Raw genomic sequence first — 22,143 nt, 5'->3', positions numbered from 1 at the left:
GATAAAAACTTTCTGACGGGACAAGGATGGGTTATGCACATATGGAATACAGGCATTAGCTTTTAGGCTTTAGCTGTTAAGGCCTCTGCTTCGCCACCAGGTATAGTTGGCTTCTAGCGCTTCCCGTGGAGCGGGACAAGTTTTGCCTTGCTAATACCTAAGAGCTAACAGCTAATAGCTGACTTTCAAATAATTGGGTGGCCTGTGTATTGCATGCAGGTAAGTATGGAAAACAACAAACTTACCTTACACGCTCCCTGGGAGGAAGTAAAGGAAAAGATCAAGGAAAGAGTTATCGGGCTTACCGATGAGGACCTCGCCTATGAAGAAGGGCATGAAGATGCTTTATTGGATCGGTTGGCGAGAAAGATGAATAGAAGTACAGAAGAAGTGAAACAGTTCATAGAAAGTATTTCTTTCAATAAGGATATTGCGTCTTAAGCGTTCCGGGTCCCGGGTTTTACGTTCCGGGTTGCTGCCGCGATCTGAAAGTGCGGATCAATTGTTCTAGGCGCCCTTGGTAAAGATATTTTATTTCTTCTTCAAGGGCTCCAGCAAGTATGCAAGGCCGTTCATCTGTATTTCGTACATCGTTTGCAATAACATGCCCAACTTTCCTTTGGGAAATCCTTTGCGCTGAAACCATTCGAGGTAAGATACGGGGAGATTGCAAAGCAGGGTGTCTTTGTATTTACCAAAAGGCATTTTCATCGTTACCAGGCTGAGAAGCAATTCAGGATTGGGTTGCAGCGATTCCATAAGTATAATAACCGGTTATTAAAAAAGTTTAATCATCCCCTGACTATCAAAAATATCTTGGTCAAAACCACGTTGTTGTAATATATTTCATTAGTTTACAATAACAACAAGTTTTATAGTATGAGCAAGTCAAAATCAAAAAAAGGAAAAGTCGCTAAAAAAGCGGCGCCCCTTTCCGGAATGGTAGTCAAAAGTACATCATCAGGCGGTCAGTCAAAAGGCTCTTCGATGATTCCGGGCAAATCTTCTATTTCTGGTAAGAAGGGTGGTACGATGCATACTACCCCGAGGAAGGCTGGATAATATTATACGGCAGGAACCAGGAGTTGAAACACTCTTGCTTCCTGCTTTTGTATTTAATGCATATCAGGCAAACTGCCGGGTTTGTCTTTCCGCCAGTTCAAATACCTCCGAGAATAATTCATAACTGCGGAACCTGTCTTCAGCCTGCTCAGCAAAAGTGGCTATTACGACCTCCTCTACATCAAACTCATTGGTCAGGGCTGTAATTTTTTCCTTTACCACATCAGGTGTCCCGATCACCATGCGACCCCGGTTGAACAATACCCGTTGCCATTCGCCCGGAGTATAGTTGTAGGCCTTTGCTATTTCATACGTAGGCATTTCATTGTACTGGCCTTTTTCAAAACTCAGCAGGCGATAATCCATCACAGCCTGTACTTCCTGCACTTTGCGTTCACTCTCGGAGCAAAAGGCAAAAATACCCACGTTGGCCTGCGGGGCAGACAGTTGTGCGGAGGGGCGGAAACGCTGTCTGTAACTGGCCACGGCTGCGGCGCCGCCAATGGGATTGATGAACTGTGCGTAGGATAAAGCCATACCTGCATGTGCTGCGAGGTAACCACTTTCGCCGCTGGAGGTCAGCATCCACAATTCGGGCGCTGTATCTACAATCGGGATGGCCTTTACCTTGCCCTGGGCATTTCCTTCAGCGGGTGTATCGGTGAGGAAGTTTTGCAGGTCCCTGATCTGCCGGATATATTCCTGCGGATCGAATGTATTGGAAGGGTTGAGCAATTGAGCGGAGATGCGATCTCCACCCGGAGCACGGCCCAATCCGAGATCGATGCGGTTGGGATAGAGTGCTTCAAGCAGCCGGAAATTCTCCGCCACTTTTAAAGCGCTGTGGTTGGGCAACATGATGCCGCCGGAGCCAAAACGGATATAATTGGTTTCGCCTGCCAGGCGCGCGATGAGTATTTCAGGAGCGGCCATGGCCAGGGTGGCGGAATTGTGGTGTTCGGACAACCAATACCGGGTATACCCAAGTTTGTCTGCCAGGCGTGCCAATTGAATGGATTCCTGCAAGGACTCTACCGCAGTACCACCGCGGCGAATGGGGGTTTGATCTAAAACGCTTAATTGCAAAGACATAGTAAAATATAACAGCCGGGGACTAAAAATGTTTGTCGACAAAAACCAGCTTTCCGGCGATATTGGGACAGCCGGGATAAGCGACGGGAAAAAGCTGGTGTATCTTTAGGATGCAACGCCATGAACAAATACCCTTTTATATTTTCTGATGCACCCAGGTACCGCATATGGCGGCATGTGGCATTCTGGACATTCTGGTGGCTGTTCCAGGGGTTTTTGTATGCCTTTACACCGGCTCCCATCAATGTTAGTTACCTGGACAGGATCCCCTATACCATGGTAGAATCGGCCATTTATCTGTTTGCACATATATTCCTGGCCTATTCACTCATGTATTTTGTGTTGCCCCACTACCTGTTGAAGGGTAAATATACAGCCACGGGCATTTGGGTATTAATCCTGTTTTTTGCTACGGCCGCTATTTCCACCTGTATCGCCTTGTACATTATTGACCCGATACGCGACAGCATTTTGTCGCAAGAGTCTCAGCCAGCAAAAAGGGATAGACCACCTTCTTTTTTCCTGGGCCTGTTGGCCGGATTGAGAGGGGCTATCACCATCGGTGGAATGGCTGCCGCTATCAAACTGATGAAGCATTGGTACGTAAAAGAGCAACGCAACCTGCAACTCCAGAAAGAGAAAGCCGAAGCACAATTGCAATTATTAAAAGCTCAGGTCCATCCACATTTCTTATTCAATACGCTCAATAATATTTATTCACATACCCAGGGTGTGGCGCCGGTAGCCGCCCAGTTGGTGATGGGCCTTTCGGACATGCTGCGCTTTATGCTGTATGAATGTAATCAGCCGCTGGTGCCCTTGTCGAAAGAGCTTACCATGATCCGGGATTATATTTCCCTGGAGAAAATACGGTATGATGAGCGGTTTGATATTCACCTGGATATCCCTTCTGGTGCCGATCACCTGTATATTGCCCCCTTATTATTGCTGCCGCTGGTGGAAAACTGTTTTAAGCATGGCGCCAGCAATATGCTGGAACAGCCCTGGCTCAATTTGCAGATACACCTGAAAGAGGATCTCATGGAAATGCGGCTGATGAATGGCAAGGCTAAGGAAAAAAAGCAAGGACCTAATTTTGGTATTGGCATTGAGAATGTACGCAAACGCCTGCAGTTACTGTATCCGGACCGGCACACGCTCAAGATCATGAACGAAGAAGAGGTATTTGTGGTAACATTGACACTGCAGCTGGAATGCATCCGTAGTTCCCGGAAAAAAGAAGAAAATACTTTTGTACTCACAAATAATGAATGAATTAAAGACGATACGGTGCCTGGTAGTGGACGATGAGCCGCCCGCACGGGAAGTGATCAGGCGTTATGTGCAGGATGTGCCTACATTGCACCTGGCAGGCGAATGTGCCAATGCGGTACAGGCATTGGGCGCTTTACAACAACAGGCCATCGACCTCATTTTCCTGGATATCCGGATGCCGCAGTTGGATGGCACTACCTTTCTGAAGACATTGAAGAATCCTCCCAAGGTTATCTTTACTACTGCTTATCCTGAATATGCACTGGAAGGGTATGAACTGGATGTAGTGGATTACCTGCTGAAACCAGTACGTTTTGACCGGTTCCTGAAAGCCGTTAATAAAGCATTTCCGCTGGGAAGTCAACAAGCAGATACAACTTCAGTACTCTCTACTCCAGCGGCGCAGGAAGAAAAGAAGAGTGAGTCGTTTGTTTATTTCCGGGCTGATCGCAAAATGCAAAAGGTGATGCTTCATGACATCCTGTATATTGAAAGTATGAAGGATTATGTGAAGATCGTTACCACCGCCGGCACACTCATTACCAAACAATCCATTACTTCGGTAGAAGCGATGCTTTCAGAAAAGCTGTTTGTACGCACCCACCGTTCCTTTATTGTGGCCATTGAAAAGATACGTTCTTATACCAATGAGCTTATTGAAATTGAGACTACGGAGATACCCATTGGTAAGCTGTACCGGAATGGGGTGATGAAGATGCTTGCCTGAGGATGATTGATTACTGATTATTTATTATTCGTAGGATTCATTAGCTTCAATATAAAAGCAGGCTGCTTTACAAGGGCAGCCCGCTTTTTATTATTTGTAGAGACCTCTTCTATTGTATGATACGCAGCTTGGCGTAGTTCAACATGATCTTCTTCTCCCCATTCACATCAAACTTTACCGTGGCCACAGGGTTGTGGGCAGAGCCTTCCATTTTAGTGACTATCCCGAAACCAAATTTCTGGTGTTCCACCTTCTGGCCTTCCTGCAGGTTGGTGGTATCGCTGGCCACAAAGTCGGCGCTGGGCACGTGCTCCACCGGTTTGCTTTGCGGTTTGGGTGTTACATAAGAAGGAATAGCGGGTTTCTTGGATGGTGGTGCGCCATATCTCTTTTCTGCATCAGCAGCAGACTGTCTGCCGCCGCCGCCAGCCCCCCAACCTCCGCCATTCATACGGTCGAAGGCATTGGTATTGCCACGCGCGCCGAATCCCTGGTTCTTAAAGGCGGCTGCACCGGCGTAACTCCGGTCGAGGTATTCTTCGGGCAGTTCATCTATAAAACGGCTGGGCTCGTTCTGCACCAGCGATCCAAAACGGTAGCGCGTATTGGCATAAGTGATCCAAAGCCTTTGTTTGGCGCGTGTGATCACCACATAAAACAGGCGGCGCTCTTCTTCCAGCTCTTCCCGGGTATTGACGGCCATACCGTTGGGGAAAAGCATTTCTTCCAGTCCGGCGGCGAATACACAACCAAATTCCAGCCCTTTGGCAGCGTGGATGGTCATGAGCTTTACGGTATCTGCATTGGGATCTTTATCATCCGCATCTGTAAGCAGGGTAATTTGCTGCAGGTAGGCGCCCAGGGTAATTTCTCCGGTACTGACAGCTTCATTATCGGAGGTTTCGATCATAGTTCCATCTTCGTCAATCTGCGACAGGTTCTGTTGCGTGTCTACCCATTCTTTGATGGAGTTCAATAACTCCTGGATATTCTCGTACCGGGCTACACCTTCGGTACTCTTATCATTAAAGAGTTCCTTTACAATATTGGTTTGCTTGCCTACATGAACCGCCACTTCATAGGCGTTTTTGTTTTGCAGCATGCTGGCGAAGCTTTTGATCATTACCACAAAGTTGTCGATCGCTTCGAGTGTGCCGGCTTTAAATCCAAACTCACGGGCCCGCTCCAATACTTCCCACATGGAAATATTATGGGTATTGGCCGCCAGTACTGCTTTATCGACTGTTGTTTTACCAATACCTCTTGCCGGGAAATTGATAATACGCTTCAGGGCCTCTTCGTCTTTAGAGTTAATAATGATGCGCAGGTAGGCTACAAAGTCCTTGATCTCTTTGCGTGTATAGAAACTCTGGCCGCCAAAGATGGTATAGGCAATGTTCATACGGCGGAGGGCTTCTTCAAAGGCCCGGCTCTGTGCGTTGGTGCGGTACAGGATGGCAAAGTCGCGGTTGTTGTAGTGGTTGCGCAGCTTTTGTTCCTGTATGGAATCGGCCACATATTTTCCTTCGTCATTATCAGTCATGGTGCGTACCAGCCTGATCTTTTCCCCGTCTTTGTTGTCTGTCCACAGTGACTTGGGGATCTGTCCTTTATTATTCTTAATGACTTCGTTGGCTACATTGAGGATGCTTTTAGAACTGCGGTAGTTCTGCTCCAGCATTACCACATGGGCATCTTCATAATCCTTCTGGAATTGCAGGATGTTCTGAATGGTAGCGCCCCGGAAGCTATAGATACTTTGTGCATCATCGCCCACCACACACACATTTTCATTCATGGCGCCCAGGAGTTTGATGATCTCGTACTGGGCGGGGTTGGTATCCTGGTACTCATCGATCAGGATATATTTGAATTTGCGCTGGTATTTACTGAGTGATTCGGGAAACCCTTTGAGCAGTTCATAGAACTTCAGCAGCAGGTCGTCAAAATCCATGGCGCCGTTCTTAAAGCAACGCTTGACATAAGCATCATAGATCTGGGCAATGGCAGGACGGTTGCCGCGCAGGTCTTCCTGCTGGAGGGCATAGTCGTTGGCATATTCCACCGGACCTACCAGGGCATTCTTGGCGCTGGAGATACGGTTGTAGACTGTGGAAGGCTTATAGGTCTTGTCATCAAGGTTCATTTCATTGACAACGGTTTTCACCACACTTTTGGCATCATCCGTATCGTAGATCGTAAAGTTATTAGGATAGCCCAGGTGATGCGCTTCTGCGCGGAGGATACGGGCGAATACGCTGTGGAAGGTTCCTACGTAGAGGTTACGGGCTTCGGAATTGCCCAGTATTTTTTCAATCCGCTCTTTCATTTCCTTGGCGGCCTTATTGGTAAAGGTGAGGGCCAGGATATTAAATGCGTCTACGCCGGAGTTCATCAGGTGGGCAATGCGGGTGGTAAGCACTTTGGTCTTACCGCTGCCGGCACCGGCCACAATCATCAACGGACCTTTAATATGCAGGACAGCTTCGCGCTGCCGCTCGTTCAACTCTTTTAAATAGTCTTGCATAATAGATTAGTAACCACCCGCAACGGGTGAGTCAAGCCTGCAATTTACGTCATACCGGCCGATTAGGAGGAAACGTTGAAAACTTATTGGATCCGGGCAGGCCGGAAAGGGAAAGGAAAGTTTTGAACATGCTGCGGATAAATACCAGCGGGCTTCCTGGTCACATTATTTAAATTGCGGCCAGCATGTCGTCAGGTACCGATATATCCAATGAATACTTCCAGTTAGCCGTACGGTTTGTAAACCAAACCAGCCGCCACCTCTTCCTTACGGGTAAGGCGGGCACGGGAAAGACCACCTTCCTGCGGTATATACAGCAAAACAGTTTCAAGAAAATGGCGGTGGTCGCGCCCACGGGTGTGGCAGCCATCAATGCCGGTGGTGTAACCATGCACTCCTTTTTCCAGCTGCCATTCGGGCCATTTATTCCTATTAAACAGGGGGGATGGCAAAGTGGTGGCCCCGAGGTGACGGATCAGCACAGCTTATTTAAGAATATCCGGTTCAATAATGCCAAACGGGAATTACTGCGGGAACTGGAATTGCTCGTCATTGATGAGGTAAGTATGGTAAGGGCGGATATGCTGGATGCGATAGATGCTATTCTACGGCAATTTCGCCGGCAGCCTTTGCTTCCTTTTGGCGGGGTACAGGTATTGTACATTGGCGACCTGCACCAATTACCGCCCGTTGTTGGCAATGATGAATGGGATAATATCCTGAAGCACCACTACGCCAGTCCATTTTTCTTTGATGCCCAGGTGATCAAACAGGCGCCGCCGGTATACCTGGAATTAAAGAAGATCTACCGTCAAAATGACGCCTCGTTTATCCAGATATTGAACAACCTGCGCAACAATACCACCAGCGCCGAAGACCTGCGCCAATTACATAATCACTATTATCCGGGCTTTACACCGGAAGATGATGAACATTATATAACCCTGACCTCCCATAATTATAAGGCAGACAAGATCAACCAATACCAGTTGGCCAAACTACCGGGTGAAATATTTGAATTCCGGGGAGAGATAAAAGGCGATTTCAATGAGAAAGCGCTGCCTGCGGAAATGACACTGCAATTAAAAGAAGGCGCCCAGATAATGTTCATCAAAAATGATAAAGGAGAGCTGAGGCGTTATTTCAACGGAAAACTGGGCATCGTCAAAGCCATTGAGAAGGACAAGATAATGGTGTCCTTCCCTAATGAGGAAATTGAGCTTGAACTGGAGCAGGAAACCTGGAAAAACATCCGGTACAGTTACAATAAAGAGAAAGATCATATTGACGAGGAGGAACTGGGCACATTTAAACAATATCCCATCCGGCTGGCCTGGGCGATTACGATCCACAAAAGCCAGGGGCTTACTTTTCAGAAAGCGATCATCGATGCCGGGGAATCCTTTGCTCCGGGGCAGGTGTATGTAGCCCTGAGCCGCTTGACCTCCATGGAAGGCCTGGTGCTTTATTCCCGTATACAACCGCATTGCATCAGTACGGACCAGCGGGTCATTGCTTTTACAAGTGCTGAAATGGAAACCAATGAACTGCAACAGGCTTTGCAGGAAGAAAGGAAAGCTTTCGTCAGCCGGTCTATTGTTCAGTCGTTCGACTGGACAAAAGTAACGGCTGCCTGGGATGCGCACTTTGAAGGGTATGAAGAAAGACAGATCCCGGATAAGAACAGGGCGGTCATCCGGGCAAGGGCTATGCTGGCCCAGATCATGGATCAACAAGAGGTGGCGGTAAAGTTTATGCGCCAGCTGGAACAACTGGTTATTACGGCTGAAGCGGATGGATACGGTATACTGCAGCAACGCCTGCAGGCCGCTACCAGCTATTTTATTCTCCAGCTGGAAGAGGTGAGCACCAAGCTGCAACAACATATTGATGAGGTGAAGGTGAAACAGAAGGTCAAGAAATATGTAAAAGAGCTACAGGAATTGAAATTATTGTTCCAAAGGAAAAAGCAATCGGTGGAACAAGCCATGCAGATAGTCAATGCACTGGTGAAGGGAGTGCAGGGGGATGACCTGCTGCAAATGGTGGAGAATCAAAAGAAGGCGGCAGTGATAGTAATACAGGAGGTGGAAGAAAAAGTAATCAAACCCAAGAAAGGGGAGACAAAGATCATCAGTCTGCAATTATTCAAAGAAGGGAAAAACATTGCAGCGATAGCTGCTCTGCGGGGAATGGCAGTCAGCACCATTGAAGGTCACCTCGTGCAATTTATTGCCACGGGGGAAATAAATATAGAAGACATCGTACCGGAACATAAAATAGTGCCCATCCTGGAGGCACTGGAAGCAGCAGGGGGTACAAGTAGCTCGGCCGCTAAAGAAAAACTGGGAGAGGATTATTCCTATAGCGAAATAAGGGCCGTTATGCAATACCGCTACTGGCTGCAAAGAGAAAGTGTATAGGCTATTCCTTTTTTTCGTTTAAATGCCTTTACTCATAGGCGCCCGGTAGGGCTTTCTCGTCCACCTGGATAGTTCTGTCTGGTCAAACATCAACACCAATACATCATTCTCTTTTTTGTACCGGTTGGTATTGAGAAGGGTTTTCAGGAAAGCTGCTTCGTTGAAACCGGGGCAAACCATTTTGGTAACTACAATATGCTCATTAATCGTTAGGCTGGTGTCAGTACGCTTGAAGGTACCATTCATGCGGTTACACCCGGTATTTCCTGTAAACGTGCCCTTGGCAACATTGAATTTGATAGAGGGGAACTTGCCTGCAGCAGTATCAGAAGCCAATACAGGCTGTAGAAACCATTCTCCATTCAGGGAAGTGTCGGCCGGCTTTGTATTGGACCGGGCATCAACAGACGTCTCCTGCGGCCCTGTGTGGACATCCTTGTTTGCTACCAGGCTTGCTGCCAGCAGGGCACATGCTATTCCTGTTAAAAATAAGTTTTGCATAGTGGTTCAGTTTATCATTTATGGGTTTAACGAAACCCAAAAAGGATGACATAATAAGTATGCCATCCTACCTAAACCTCATAACCGTCCGTCCACTAATTGTATCTCAATGAATCCTGGTTATGGTTTGGATTTTGACGATCACTGGTATCGGAGTCTTTCATGGATGTATCACTTGTAGACGGCATATTGTTGATACTGTCTGCGTTATTATTGATTCGATCCGGATTGTCGTTGCTGCCACAGGCGGCGAATATGCCTGCCGTGAGCGCTATTACCAATAGCTTTTTCATAAAGTATAGTTTTATCGGATTATTGCCTTGTAGTATCGGGCTTGTTGGTGGATGTATCTGTCTGTGTATTATTGTTTACAGTAGTATCGCGGGAATTGGGATCGGATGTAGGTTGTGGTGTATCGCAAGCTGCTACTATCAATAAGCCTATAACCCCAAAGGTGAAAAGGATCTTTTTCATAAATAATTTGTTAGGTGTTACTCAATGATTTTCTGTTTAGTACTCAATTACTTTGCCACGCCGTTTCAATTTGAATTGAATTGGCTTTAAATGATCTTACAATTAGTCCATTAGCCGGGTTGGCTTTAATTCTCCTGTAAATACCGGAATGAGTGGGATGTAGCTCTTATTCTACAGGAATTCCCGTTATGGGCTGATTGCCCTACAGACATTTATTAAAATATTCTAAATTGTTCCCCAAACGTATATCCAAATAACAGTTCGTTATGCTCCAGGACAACCTGCTTCTTATCATTTCCCTGCTTTTTGTCGTTTCCATGCTCACTATGCTGAGCGATAAGGTGCGTATCTCCTATCCTATTTTATTGGTCATTGCAGGGTTGGGCATTGGTTTTATACCGGGCGCACCCTCCATCACCCTGGAGCCAGACCTGGTATTTATTATCTTCCTGCCGCCCTTATTGTATGCCGCTGCGTGGAATACTTCCTGGAATGATTTCTGGAAGTTCCGGCGCCCCATCTTTATGCTGGCCTTTGGCCTGGTGATTTTCACAGCTACCGCTATTGCCTTTACCTCCCATGCTATTATCCCCGGCTTTTCGCTGCCCATGGGTTTTCTGCTGGGGGCTATTATTTCGCCGCCGGATGCGATTGCGGCTACCAGCGTATTACAGCAGTTAAAAGTGCCTAAAAGGATAACAGCCATACTGGAGGGAGAAAGCCTGATCAATGATGCTTCCAGCTTAATTGTATTTCGCTTTGCCCTGGCAGCCATCTTTACTGGTCAATTCACCTTATGGGAAGCGGGGGCTAATTTTTTACTGGTAGCGGTAATGGGCGTTGTTATTGGTCTCGCCATAGCCCATGTAGTTTACCTGATACACCGTTTCTTACCTACTACGCCCAGTATTGATACGGCTATTACACTTATTTCACCTTACCTGATGTATATAGCGGCGGAGCATTTTCATTTTTCAGGTGTATTGGCTGTAGTGGCGGGCGGTCTTTTCCTCTCCTTCCGCTCCCATGAAGTGTTTTCTTACAGTACGCGCCTGCAGGCGGTGAGTGTTTGGGAAACCCTGGTATTCCTGCTGAATGGCGTGGTGTTTATTATGATCGGGCTGGAATTGCCTTTTATTATCAAAGAGCTTGGGGAAAGCTCCATTTTTGATGCCATCTTATATGCCGTGATTATTAGCCTGGTCACCATTGTCGTTCGCATTTTATGGGTATATCCCGGCGCTTACCTGCCAAGGATATTCAATAAAAAAATACGGGAGCGGGAGCCCCGGCCCACCTGGGGGTCGGTATTTATCGTAGGCTGGAGTGGCATGCGGGGCGTGGTATCGCTGGCCTCTGCGCTGGCAGTTCCTATTACGATGAGTAACGGACAGGCTTTTCCCCAGCGTAATCTTTTTTTGTTTATCACATTTGTCGTGATCCTCTTTACCCTGGTATTACAGGGGCTGAGTCTTCCCTGGCTTATCCGGATATTGAAAATTGAAGCGCCTGAATCGGAGGCGCATCATGACCACGCCATCCGTTTGCGACTGGCGACGGCGGTGGTTGACTTACTGGAGAAATCTTATACTGAGGAGTCGGCTTCTATTGAAGCCTTCATCCGGATAAAAGAGCGATACCAGCGTATGGCTGATATTGCGAACAGCCGGCTACAAAAGGATGAAAATACGCAGCATGCCGGTGCCTTTCTGCCCAAATACCGGAAAATGTTACTGGAAGCGGTGCAGGTGCGGCGTGCTGAATTGGCCAAAATGAGCCGCCTCCGGGAATTTCCGGATGAACTGATCCGTAAAAGAGAAACAGAACTGGACCTCGAAGAGGCCCGGTTGAGAAAATAGTCTGCATAAAATATCTTTATCCCTAATTTCACCGTCCGGATCGGCCGTAAACCCACAAAATAACCAGTATGAGTCTTTATACCATTGATGTAGCGCCTTTCAAGAAACAACACCTGACCTATATAGCTGTCTCTTTTATTCCCATGGTTATTGCCTATGTATTGGCCAGCAGGGGGTATAGTATGCTTACGGATCCGACGATAAACGAAGTTATTAAATGGGTATTCCTGGCTGGCACTTTTGTCGCCTCTTTTATAGTGACCAGGAAACATAAGGAACAATTGTTATCGATCCATGGCCTGCCCAGCTTCGACGAGCAGGTTGCACAATACAAGAAGATCTATGACCAGCGTTTGGTTGTGAATGTGATCATCGGCATTACGGCCTGTATTCTCTATGTATTGACGGCACGCAGGATCTTTATTTTGTTTGCTTTGTTCGACCTGGTGGTTCTGCTGGTGATGTTTCCCAATAAAAATGTATTTCGCCGGGAACTGAACAACAACGAGATCACCTTCAAGTAGGAACCGGCTATATAACCATACAACGGATCATCGTTTTCCTGTTTCCCGGTGTACTACCGTTGCGCTAGTTTTATGTGATACGATGTATTTGTGCAGCATGTAGAATTCTTCCATAAAGCTCATTTTGAAAACAACTACCACCGCACGGCCCCGCCGGCGGGTCTGAGCCATTTCATTGATTTTATATGGGAAACAGACTTTGGGCACTTGTGGCAGGCTCATCCGGAAGGGTTTTCAGATGCCTTATTTCCCAATATTGGGTACACCTACCTGGTAAACCTGGGCACCCCGTTTGTGATGCAGGTAGCGGACCAGTTTTTCGATATGCGGTCTGACGGCTTTCTGCCCCGCCACCGCAGCATTGAATGCTATCACCGGCCGGGCAACCAGCTGTTTGGTATCAAATTCAAGATATCGCCTGTACTGTTCCTGAAGAAAATAAACTTCGCAGAGTACCGGGAGTATATCTTTCCGCTGAGCTACCTGGTGGAGCAATCGCTCATAGATGCTATTAAGGGGGCTACCAACTTTGAAGAAAGGGTAAGGATCATCAGCAACCACTATCAACCCATTATCCGGGAACATGCAGGTTCCCTGCAGGAAATTCACATTGTTACTGAGATCCTTGACCGATGCTTTAGAGACAATGATTTTAAGACTACGATTGAAACGCTTGCCAGTCAATACAAGATATCAACCCGCACCTTGCAACGCTATTTTGAGCGGGCCACCAGCATCAGCAGTAAAAATGCCTTGCAGATCATGCGCATCCGCAAAGCGGCGGCTCATATAGCCAGCTCTCCACAAACCTTCCACTACTCCATTTATGGCTATTACGATCATAGCCATTTTTACAAGCACCTCAAGCAGTTCCTTCAAAAGAGCACGTTGCAAAACCTGCAGCCGCATCTTCAATTGTTGCAGACTTTACACAAAAAGCCCCGCCTTGATGGCATGTGAATTGTGCCGAAACTGGAAAACCTATTTATGATACGCAAGTTAAAATCGGGCGGATACCGGATTTATTCCCGGAAGAAAGATCCCAAAACGAATAAACGCCGCAACCTGGGCACTTTTGACAGCCTGGAGGCAGCCAAGAAGCATGAACGGGAAATACAATATTTCAAAAGGCATTGATATTGGGTCCTGCCCATTTCACATGCACCATTGAAAGCATCAGTTTCCGGCCCTTCTTCTTTCTTCTTCGGAAGCAGTGTTCCTTCTTCTGGCAGCCGCCACTGTATTCTTACCAAAACGATAAGTGAACGACAGGTTAGCTACCCTTGTTTCTCTTCTCGAATGCCAGTGTTCGATATAATTACTAAACTCTATCACGGCAGCTGGCACATTGGTCCAGAAAATGTCGGTGATGTTGAGCCGGATGGTACCTTTCTTGTTCATTATCGTCTTTTGAACGCCGGCAGATAATTGCCATTGGGGATCAAGTTTCATAAACCCATATTGGCCGCCGGTATTGACGTTGGCATTTAATTCAAAAGTCCAGCCCTTGGGGACAATAAAAGTATTGTTGGTACTGATATTGGCGGCCGGAGCGCCATTGTCCAGGGTGGTACTGGCGAGGTTGCCATTATAATGCCCGTAATAAATATTGGCATTGTTGATGGCGTTCCACCATTTGGTAAAACGGATCGGTGCAGCGACAGTAATCCCATAATAATCGTAGGTGTTGAGATTGACCGGCATCTGCACCGTTACTCTTTCTTCCGTTTCACTGGGTCTGATAACCACAGTGCTGTTCTGCTTTGTATGACTATACGCAAGTGTAAAACTTAATTGCTTAATGGTATAACTGAGCTCGTATGCCCAGGTAAGCTGGGGTTTCAGGTAAGGGTTGCCTGAGCTATAGGTGCTGGGGTCCAGGAAAAAACGGAAAGGATTGAGCTCGGAATAATTGGGGCGATCTATACGCCTGCTTACTGACAATCCTATTGTTTTTTCTGCGCCCAGTTTATAATTCAGGAATATGCTGGGAAATAGCTGCAGGTAGGAGGAATCGAAACGAATGTCATTGACTTCCTGGTATCCTTCCATATTGGTTTGCTCGGCCCGCAGTCCGGCCATAAGGGAGAACTTTTTAAACTCAGTATTCATGTTTACATACAAGGCATTGTTGTTCTCCTTATAATTAAACCGGTTACTTTTGGAAGAATCGTATTGGGGCGTGGCATTGCTTACATCATAGAACTCTACATCGTTGTCTGTTTCTACGAAGGCGCTCTTAAAGCCGGTTTCCAGGCTGGTATTTTTATTAAGGGGATGGATATAATCAGCTTTCACGGTGGCAATGTTGATCTTGCCAGTTTGATCACCATTCAATTTGTATTCCGGCTTATTGGGTATTCCGTCCAAGGTATAAAAGCCGGTAATGAATCTCGAGAGCACGTTGCTGTTGAATACGCCATAGTCGAGGTCAGCGGTAAGTTCGCGGCCTGTGCTGTCGAAACTATATTTATAATTGATATTGCCCAGTATATTCCGGGGCTTGTTCTTTTCTCTGTTATTGGTGATAAACCTTGATTCGGGTTCTTTCACATTATTCAGGACCAGTGATTGGTTATTGCTGTTGCGGTTGATATTGGTGAGCGTGCCGCTGAGCACAAATCCTATGATCGATTTCTTATTCGGAAAAAAATCAGCGCCCAGCCTGGCGGTATTGCTATTGAATTGCACCTTACTGAAATTATCCTGGTCATAGGCGCCTTCGTAAGCACCATTCTTAAAGAACTCTCTTTTCAAAACCAGGTTGCCAAACATCTCGCGATAACCGAAATTATAACTACCAAAGAAGTTCAGTTTCTTATTGCGGTAATTGAAGGTGGCGCCGGTATTGGCCTTGGGATAGATGCCCTGTCCGTAACCTGCTGTAAAAGTGCCATTGGCGCCAACCCGCTGATCCTTTTTCATGCGGATATCAATAATACCTGAGTTTCCTGCTGCATCATAGCGTGCGGAAGGGTTGGTGATGATATCAATGCGCTCAATACTATTGGAAGGCAGGCTGCGCAGCATGTTCACGAGATCTGTGCCTGACATGGGGGTGATCTTACCATCGATCATGATGATCACGCCTGCCCGGCCGCGGAGGCTGATGGCATCATTGGGATCGATCAATACACCGGGTGAGCGCTCCAGTACATCCAGGGCCGAGCTGCCCACACTGACAATGCTGTTGTCTACATTGACTACGATACGGTCGCTGAGTTTTTGAATAAATGGTTTTCGGGCGGTAATGGTTACCTCCTTCATCTGAGCAGCAGTAGCCGGCAGCAAGGTAATAGCAGGTAAACTGATCACGGACCGCTCCCCGGTAAGGGATACGGGCGTTGAAAACTGCCTGGCATAATTGATCATGGTTATGCGGAGGACATAACTGCCCAGGGGAATATTTTCCAACTCGGCCAGGCCCGCCTTGCCGCTAATAGCCGCCTTCACCAGGGTGGAGTCCTTGCTTTTGAGTAGCTCAACAGTAGCATTTTCGAGGCCCTGTTGACCCTCCCCAAGGATATTGACGGTAATCTTTCCGCGTTGACTATTTTGGGCCATTGTAATCCCTACCGACAGCAGACTTATCATCACCAACATCAATTTGCGCATACCTACCAGTTATTGAAAAACAAATATTCTGATAAAACGAATGGCTTCGTAGCACTTCTTTACAGGATGCGATAGGATGCGGTAAGTGGAGGAAAGGGCTAAAACGACTGTCGTTTTTTTACATGATAGTAGCTCCACGATCAATTGGACTGGCTGGTGGAAGGAGGGTTGCTCTCTTTCACTGAATCTTTTGCTGCGCAATAACCCCAAAGCTTAAACAGAGTTAGGTTGGATAGTGACAATCCATTAATATGGATTACCATTTATCACTCATTATCGTTACACCAACCCCGGCATAAAAGGAGTCCGGGTAAAACAATTTTTTATGAAAAAGAGCCTATTCTTTCTTTTGCTCATTACCTCACTGGGATCATTGACCACAGAAGCGCAGCTGACGCTGCCCAAGACGGGCAAAGCCAATATTGGCAGCCTGCTGACCCAATTTGCGGGTGCTCTGAAGCCTACTTCTTTCCTGGGAAGCTGGGCGGGTGGCGGAAAAACCGATTGGTTAAGCGCAGCCTCCAAGGTTACTGATGCAGGAGGGTTGGGTAAGAGTATTTCTTCCCTGGCTGGTTTTATTAAGCCCGATATGTTCAAAAGTGGCTTTGATGTGGCCGGCCTGCTGAAAACAGCCAACACGGTAAAGACCTTGTCCAACGCCACAGGCCTGCTCAAAAACCTGGAAGGCGGATTAAAGCCTGAAGCATTTACGAGTGGCTGGGCCGCCAAGCGTCCGGGCTGGCTTAGCGCGCTGAATCTGATAAAATAATAGTTTGATCCGTACCCTTTTCTATTCTTCTGCCCCCGCATTGTTCCCCACGGGCGTTTTGTACCTTTAGAGCATGCAACATTTACTGTTACTACATGGCGCCATCGGCGCTAAAGACCAATTGCTGCCATTGGGTGAAAGTCTTGCCAATGACTATTACGTTCACCGGCTGAACTTCAAGGGTCATGGCGGGGAGGCTTTGCCTGATCAGCCATGGTCTATTGAGCTGTTTGCACAGCAGGTACTGACCTATATTGAAACCTATGTACCTGCCGGGGAAACACTGCATTTGTTTGGCTATAGCATGGGCGGCTATGTAGGTATGTATATTAACCGACATTATCCGGGCAAGTTTGTAAAGACGATCACGCTTGCTACCAAATTCCATTGGGATGAGGCAGGCGCCACGAAAGAGGTGCAAATGCTCAATCCTGAAACTATTCTTCAGAAGCTACCTGGATTTGCAGAACAATTGGCCAAACGGCATGCACCGCAGGATTGGAAAGTGGTGATGGAGCAAACAGCGAATATGCTGCTGGCCATGGGAAAAGACAATCCTTTAAAGCCGGATGACTATCCTCAGATAACAACGCCCTGCCTGTTGTTGCTGGGCGACCGGGATAAGATGGTTACCCTCGATGAAACGGTGAATGTGTACAAGCAATTGCCTGCGGGGCAATTGGGTGTGCTACCCGGAACGGCACATGCATTGGAACAGGTAGACACCAGGCAACTAAGCCATTTAATAAAAAAGTTTCTAAAGATGTAAGCAGGTAATAATAACGAAGGTGAGCCGCCTTGAAAAGGTGAGCCGCCTTGGAAAGGCGACCCACCTTCGTTATAGGACAACCCACCTTCGCCATCGGCAATACATCATAAAAAAAGGGAGAGCGGCATCATGCCGCTCTCCCTTTTCACTTATATAGTAAGCTTATTTCCTTTCGAGCAATTTGAAGAACTGATCCAGCTGAGGCAGGATAACGATCCTTGTACGACGGTTGGCCGCTTTGGCTTCAGGAGAATCGTTAGGCATCAGTGGAGAGTACTCACCACGACCGGCAGCAGACATCTTAGCAGGATCCAGACCATATTGGTTTTGGAGGATCCGTACTACAGAAGTAGCACGCTTAACACTCAGGTCCCAGTTGTCGAGCAACAGCGGATTTCCTTTGTAAGGAACGTTGTCGGTATGACCTTCCACCATGAACTCGATGTCAGGCTGATTTTTCAGTACGGTAGCCACTTTACCCAATACAACCTTAGCTTCTTCTGTTACATCAAACTTGCCGCTCTTGAATAACAGCTTATCAGAAATGTCGATATAAACTACACCTTTATCAACCTTAATGTTGATGTCTTTGTCATCCAGGTTGCCAATAGCACCTTTCAGGTTCATCACGAGGGCCATGTTCATAGAATCTTTACGCGCCATTTGTTGCTGTAAAGTCTGGATATAAGAATCTTTCGCACCGATGTTCTCCATGGATTTTTTAATACTTTCAGCCTGTGAGCTGGAAATAACAGAAAGATCCTGGAGTTGCTTTAAAGCCTGGGTGTTGTTTTCTTTCAGGAAAGCAATTTGTTTGTTGAGACCGTCGATCTCAGCTTGCAGCGCCGCTTTTTTACGGGCTTCCTCTGCTTTCTGATCTTCACACGCTTTCAGATCGCCTTGTAATTTGGCGTAAGAGTCGTTTAATTGGGTGTATTTCTCTTGTTCTGCCTTAAATTTCTTGGTGCTGACGCAGGAAAACAGCACTACAGGGGTTAATGCTACTAACAGAACGTGTCTGAACTTCATATAAATTGGTTTTTAATTGATTAATTAGCAATCATTCACACATGTCAATCATCCTTCATGACTTGTCATATGCAACTTACGTGCCTGATAAAAGGGGTTCAAAGGTATAGCATCGTAATAAAATACCTATGAACGATTAATAAGCGATTTCATTTTAAGATGATTTTAAGTTTTTTTTAATCATTCAGCCCGTTTTTCTAATACAACAGCAAAAATGATATGCTTTAAATCAAATTTATCCGATACCCGCCGGGCGGTCATAAAATTATTACCTTCCCTTAAATCCTTTTTATGCGCTTTTTTATTTATGCCTTGTTGCTGTTTAGCACACATAGCGGCTTTTCACAAGCTATTTTTTCCGGCGGGGTATTGAAACCGGAACAAGCCAATATGGATGTGCGTCACTATACGGTAGCATTAGCTGTTGATCCCCGTGAACAATCCATTGACGGATATACTGTGATAGACGTTGTATTGGCACAGCCAACAACGACTTTATTATTTGACCTGTTAAATACTTTTAAAGTGGGTAAGGTGTGGGTGAACAATAAAGAGCAACCGTTCAAACATGAGCAAGATCTGATCTATATCACGCTGGCAGCTGCCGCCGCCGGTAAAGCAACGGTGAAGATCCAATATGCAGGGAAGCCACGTGTGGCGGTAAGGCCTCCCTGGGATGGAGGTTTTCAGTGGACGAAAGATTCAACGGGGAATGACTGGATCGCTATCAGTTGTCAGAATGAAGGAGCCAAGATCTTTTTTCCCTGTAAAGACCATCCTTCTGATGAGCCCAATGAAGGGGCGGACCTTATTATTACTGTTCCCAAAGGGCTGGTGGTGGCCGGACCGGGATTGCTACAAAAAGTGACCACTAAAAAAAGCACTGCTACCTACCATTGGAAAACAAACTATACTATTAATAATTACAGTATCCTGTTCAATGCAGGAAAATACAAAGTAGTAAGCCGGCCTTATACTACTGTCAATGACAATACGGTGCCGATTGAGTTTTATGTGCTGGAAGAACATGCAGACAAAGCCCCGCACCACCTGGATGTATTTCAGCGAACGATCCGGATGCAGGAAAAATATTTTGGTGAATATTCCTGGGTAAAGGAAAAGATCGGCATAGCGGAAACGCCGCACCTGGGCATGGAACACCAGTCGCTGAACGCTTATGGCAATAAATTCAAATATAGTCAGGTGGGCGGACAGGATTTTGACTGGCTCATGCACCATGAGTTTGGCCATGAATGGTGGGGTAATAAGGTAACGGGCAAAGACTGGGGCGATATGTGGGTGCAGGAAGGCATTTGCAGTTTTGGCGACGCACTGTTTACCCGCGATGCGGAGGGAGAGGAAGCCTATATCAGGCGGATGCAGGGTACGGCCCGGGGCACACAGAACCAGAAGCCGGTGGTGCTGGGCACCAATATCAATTCAGATGATGCCTACCATGGGGACATTTATGGCAAGGGGGCTTTCTTTATGCATACCCTCCGGTATGTATTGGGCGATGAGGTGTTTTTCCCGACTCTTAAGAAGTTTGCTACGGATGCGCGCTATACCTACGATAACCTGGTGACGACGGATGATGTGGAGCAATTTTTCAGCCGGGAATCAAACACAGAACTGAAGCCCTTGTTTGACTTTTATTTGCGTACGATCAAAAAACTGGAAGTACAGGTAGCCCGGACAGGAGACAGCACCTGGCATATCAAATTATTGAACTATGATGGAGCATTGCCGCTGGATATTACCATCGGTGATGGTGTAAAGCGGAGGATGGTTGACAAAAAGGGAATTGCTGTGATCAGTAAAACGACACCGCTGGTAGGTGAAAAAGTGTTCTACCTGAAGCGCGTAATTTATGAGTAAGAGGAAACCCTCATATTTCCTTTAGGGATAATTACCACAAAGTGGTATTGTAGGGTATTCCTTTTTGTAGTCCCTTTGAATATGGTTTTAAACCATCGCCTTTTCCTGAATTAGTTCTAAAATTTCCCTATGGTAGTTTTCTACTGTAGTTCCCCGCTACGAACAGATTAGTAGCGGGGTTTTTATTTTCAGGCGGCCAGTCCCTTTTTGGCTCCGTTTAGTCAGCTTCATTTCCCCGTAATATCAATACTTTAGGGTCCATTCCGGCCGGTGGGCTATCCCATAAACTTACCTACACCCAAAATAATTAGCCAAAAATGCTAATAAAATTAGTGGTGATAAGATAATTTCCCCTACATTTGGCATTCGGTAATTTTACTATAACAAAACACAACCCATTATGTCTGCAAATAACGAAAAGCTCAAGGCGCTAAAGCTGACGATCGACAAGATTGAAAAAGACTTTGGCAAAGGAAGTGTGATGATGATGAATGAAAAGTCAAATGATCCCATGGAAGTGATATCAACCGGCTCAATCGGGTTGGATTCAGCCCTGGGCGTAGGTGGTCTTCCCAAAGGCCGTATCGTTGAGATCTATGGACCTGAGTCTTCCGGTAAAACGACTGTAGCTATCCACGTTATTGCAGAGGCACAGAAAAAGGGTGGCATGTGTGCTATTATCGATGCGGAACATGCTTTCGATAGCGCCTATGCACAGAAACTGGGGGTAGATGTAGACAACCTGCTGATCTCCCAGCCGGACTATGGTGAGCAGGCTTTGGAAATAGCCGACCGCCTTATCTTATCAGGCGCCCTCGATGTTGTAGTAATTGACTCCGTAGCCGCCCTGGTACCGAAAGGTGAGCTGGAAGGCGAAATGGGTGATAGCAAAATGGGATTGCAGGCAAGGTTGATGTCGCAGGCTTTGCGTAAGCTGACTGCCACCATCAATAAAACCAATACCATTTGCATCTTTATCAACCAGCTTCGTGAAAAGATCGGTGTAATGTTCGGTAACCCCGAAACTACTACTGGTGGTAATGCCCTGAAGTTCTATGCTTCTGTACGTTTGGATATCCGTCGTATGGCGCAGATCAAGGATGGTGATGAAGCGATTGGTAACCGTGTAAAAGTAAAAGTGGTAAAGAATAAAGTAGCACCTCCATTCCGTGCAGCAGAGTTTGACATCGTGTTTGGTGAAGGTATTTCCAAAGTTGGTGAGATCCTGGATATGGGTGTTGAGCTGAGTGTGGTACAGAAAAGCGGTAGCTGGTTTAGTTATAATGGAGATAAGCTGGGACAAGGTCGTGATTCGGTGAAGAAGTTATTAGGGGACAATCCTGAGCTGGCTAATGAAATTGAAACGAAGATTCGTGAAAAGATAAAAGAAATGCAAAGCAGTGGTACTCCTGCTGCTACTGCATAAACTATGTTATAGTAAGTGAATACTAAGGGGTTAGTAAATGAAAGGTCCTGATTCTTCAGGACCTTTTCTTTTTGTATATACTTTCGTTTGCAACCTCCTATCCACTCTACGCTCTATTGCTACACAGCATCCAAAAAACCAGCCCTGGTATTGATCGTTTATTTTCTACTGCCATGCTATTATCCGGAAGCGG

Annotated in this window: 21 protein-coding genes; 13 read left to right on the top strand and 8 right to left on the bottom strand. The window is 46.5% G+C overall.

The window, feature by feature from the left end; translation table 11 throughout:
* The first annotated feature begins 225 nt into the window (after positions 1-225).
* On the top strand, positions 226-441 hold the full coding sequence (locus tag D3H65_RS23365) for a CsbD family protein (RefSeq protein ID WP_119054625.1): 216 nt from the start codon (positions 226-228) through the stop codon (positions 439-441).
* Between the two features lie 90 nt (positions 442-531).
* Here the strand turns inward: D3H65_RS23365 and D3H65_RS23360 are convergent, their stop codons facing one another.
* Positions 532-759 carry a DUF3820 family protein gene (locus D3H65_RS23360; protein WP_119052629.1) on the bottom strand — a complete coding sequence of 76 codons (228 nt, stop codon included), beginning with the start codon at positions 757-759 and terminating at the stop codon, positions 532-534.
* 120 nt (positions 760-879) lie between these two features.
* On the opposite strand from D3H65_RS23360, the gene D3H65_RS23355 reads away from it, so the two are divergent.
* Entirely contained in the window at positions 880-1,062 is a 183-nt protein-coding gene (locus D3H65_RS23355) for a hypothetical protein (protein WP_119052628.1), read from the top strand.
* A gap of 63 nt (positions 1,063-1,125) precedes the next feature.
* Here D3H65_RS23355 and D3H65_RS23350 read toward each other — a convergent pair whose 3' ends face one another.
* Positions 1,126-2,154 (bottom strand): LLM class flavin-dependent oxidoreductase, encoded by a 1,029-nt coding sequence (locus tag D3H65_RS23350; RefSeq protein WP_119052627.1) that lies wholly within the window; start codon positions 2,152-2,154, stop codon positions 1,126-1,128.
* Between the two features lie 120 nt (positions 2,155-2,274).
* Between D3H65_RS23350 and D3H65_RS33220 the strand changes: the two genes are divergently transcribed.
* Together D3H65_RS33220 and D3H65_RS23340 are read left to right on the top strand one after the other, a co-directional pair.
* Positions 2,275-3,429, top strand: coding sequence for a sensor histidine kinase (locus D3H65_RS33220; protein ID WP_211345535.1), 1,155 nt, complete (start codon positions 2,275-2,277; stop codon positions 3,427-3,429).
* Entirely contained in the window at positions 3,422-4,156 is a 735-nt protein-coding gene (locus D3H65_RS23340; RefSeq protein WP_119052626.1) for a LytR/AlgR family response regulator transcription factor, read from the top strand. Before D3H65_RS33220 ends, D3H65_RS23340 begins: the two co-directional genes overlap by 8 nt.
* 109 nt (positions 4,157-4,265) lie before the next feature.
* On the opposite strand, the gene D3H65_RS23335 is transcribed toward D3H65_RS23340, so the two are convergent.
* Positions 4,266-6,683, bottom strand: coding sequence for an ATP-dependent helicase (locus tag D3H65_RS23335; RefSeq protein ID WP_119052625.1), 2,418 nt, complete (start codon positions 6,681-6,683; stop codon positions 4,266-4,268).
* A gap of 185 nt (positions 6,684-6,868) precedes the next feature.
* Here D3H65_RS23335 and D3H65_RS23330 point away from each other — a divergent pair, with 185 nt between their 5' ends.
* Entirely contained in the window at positions 6,869-9,106 is a 2,238-nt protein-coding gene (locus tag D3H65_RS23330; RefSeq protein WP_119052624.1) for a helix-turn-helix domain-containing protein, read from the top strand.
* Between the two features lie 18 nt (positions 9,107-9,124).
* Here the strand turns inward: D3H65_RS23330 and D3H65_RS23325 are convergent, their stop codons facing one another.
* The 3 genes from D3H65_RS23325 to D3H65_RS33010 all read right to left on the bottom strand — a co-directional run bounded on the left by D3H65_RS23325 (position 9,125) and on the right by D3H65_RS33010 (position 10,081).
* On the bottom strand, positions 9,125-9,607 hold the full coding sequence (locus D3H65_RS23325; RefSeq protein ID WP_119052623.1) for an META domain-containing protein: 483 nt from the start codon (positions 9,605-9,607) through the stop codon (positions 9,125-9,127).
* A gap of 95 nt (positions 9,608-9,702) precedes the next feature.
* Positions 9,703-9,900, bottom strand: coding sequence for a hypothetical protein (locus D3H65_RS23320; RefSeq protein WP_119052622.1), 198 nt, complete (start codon positions 9,898-9,900; stop codon positions 9,703-9,705).
* Positions 9,901-9,919: 19 nt separating this feature from the next.
* A complete protein-coding gene (locus D3H65_RS33010; RefSeq protein WP_162915782.1) occupies positions 9,920-10,081 on the bottom strand; it encodes a hypothetical protein in 162 nt (53 codons plus the stop codon).
* A 266-nt stretch (positions 10,082-10,347) separates the two neighbouring features.
* Between D3H65_RS33010 and D3H65_RS23315 the strand changes: the two genes are divergently transcribed.
* From D3H65_RS23315 to D3H65_RS33005, 4 genes are all read left to right on the top strand, one after another.
* The gene (locus tag D3H65_RS23315; RefSeq protein ID WP_119052621.1) at positions 10,348-11,940 is read left to right on the top strand and encodes a Na+/H+ antiporter; all 1,593 of its coding nucleotides are present in this window, start codon (positions 10,348-10,350) and stop codon (positions 11,938-11,940) included.
* A gap of 68 nt (positions 11,941-12,008) precedes the next feature.
* The gene (locus D3H65_RS23310) at positions 12,009-12,464 is read left to right on the top strand and encodes a hypothetical protein (RefSeq protein ID WP_119052620.1); all 456 of its coding nucleotides are present in this window, start codon (positions 12,009-12,011) and stop codon (positions 12,462-12,464) included.
* Between the two features lie 90 nt (positions 12,465-12,554).
* Positions 12,555-13,424 (top strand): helix-turn-helix transcriptional regulator, encoded by an 870-nt coding sequence (locus tag D3H65_RS23305; protein WP_119052619.1) that lies wholly within the window; start codon positions 12,555-12,557, stop codon positions 13,422-13,424.
* A gap of 27 nt (positions 13,425-13,451) precedes the next feature.
* On the top strand, positions 13,452-13,601 hold the full coding sequence (locus tag D3H65_RS33005) for a hypothetical protein (RefSeq protein WP_162915781.1): 150 nt from the start codon (positions 13,452-13,454) through the stop codon (positions 13,599-13,601).
* A 39-nt stretch (positions 13,602-13,640) separates the two neighbouring features.
* On the opposite strand, the gene D3H65_RS23300 is transcribed toward D3H65_RS33005, so the two are convergent.
* On the bottom strand, positions 13,641-16,079 hold the full coding sequence (locus D3H65_RS23300) for an outer membrane beta-barrel family protein (protein WP_119052618.1): 2,439 nt from the start codon (positions 16,077-16,079) through the stop codon (positions 13,641-13,643).
* Positions 16,080-16,404: 325 nt separating this feature from the next.
* Here D3H65_RS23300 and D3H65_RS23295 point away from each other — a divergent pair, with 325 nt between their 5' ends.
* Positions 16,405-16,848 (top strand): hypothetical protein, encoded by a 444-nt coding sequence (locus tag D3H65_RS23295; protein WP_119052617.1) that lies wholly within the window; start codon positions 16,405-16,407, stop codon positions 16,846-16,848.
* A 73-nt stretch (positions 16,849-16,921) separates the two neighbouring features.
* Positions 16,922-17,617 (top strand): alpha/beta fold hydrolase, encoded by a 696-nt coding sequence (locus D3H65_RS23290; protein ID WP_119052616.1) that lies wholly within the window; start codon positions 16,922-16,924, stop codon positions 17,615-17,617.
* A gap of 162 nt (positions 17,618-17,779) precedes the next feature.
* Here D3H65_RS23290 and D3H65_RS23285 read toward each other — a convergent pair whose 3' ends face one another.
* On the bottom strand, positions 17,780-18,646 hold the full coding sequence (locus D3H65_RS23285) for an OmpA/MotB family protein (protein WP_119052615.1): 867 nt from the start codon (positions 18,644-18,646) through the stop codon (positions 17,780-17,782).
* Between the two features lie 291 nt (positions 18,647-18,937).
* Here D3H65_RS23285 and D3H65_RS23280 point away from each other — a divergent pair, with 291 nt between their 5' ends.
* Complete coding sequence (locus D3H65_RS23280; RefSeq protein ID WP_119052614.1) at positions 18,938-20,524, top strand: M1 family metallopeptidase; 1,587 nt, start codon at positions 18,938-18,940, stop codon at positions 20,522-20,524.
* 400 nt (positions 20,525-20,924) lie between these two features.
* Positions 20,925-21,950, top strand: coding sequence for a recombinase RecA (gene recA / locus D3H65_RS23275; RefSeq protein WP_119052613.1), 1,026 nt, complete (start codon positions 20,925-20,927; stop codon positions 21,948-21,950).
* The last annotated feature ends 193 nt before the right edge of the window (positions 21,951-22,143 follow it).

This window comes from Paraflavitalea soli (assembly GCF_003555545.1).
Classification (GTDB): domain Bacteria; phylum Bacteroidota; class Bacteroidia; order Chitinophagales; family Chitinophagaceae; genus Paraflavitalea; species Paraflavitalea soli.
The sequence above is the reverse complement of the archived record's forward strand: the minus strand, read 5'-3'. Positions and strand labels throughout refer to the sequence as shown.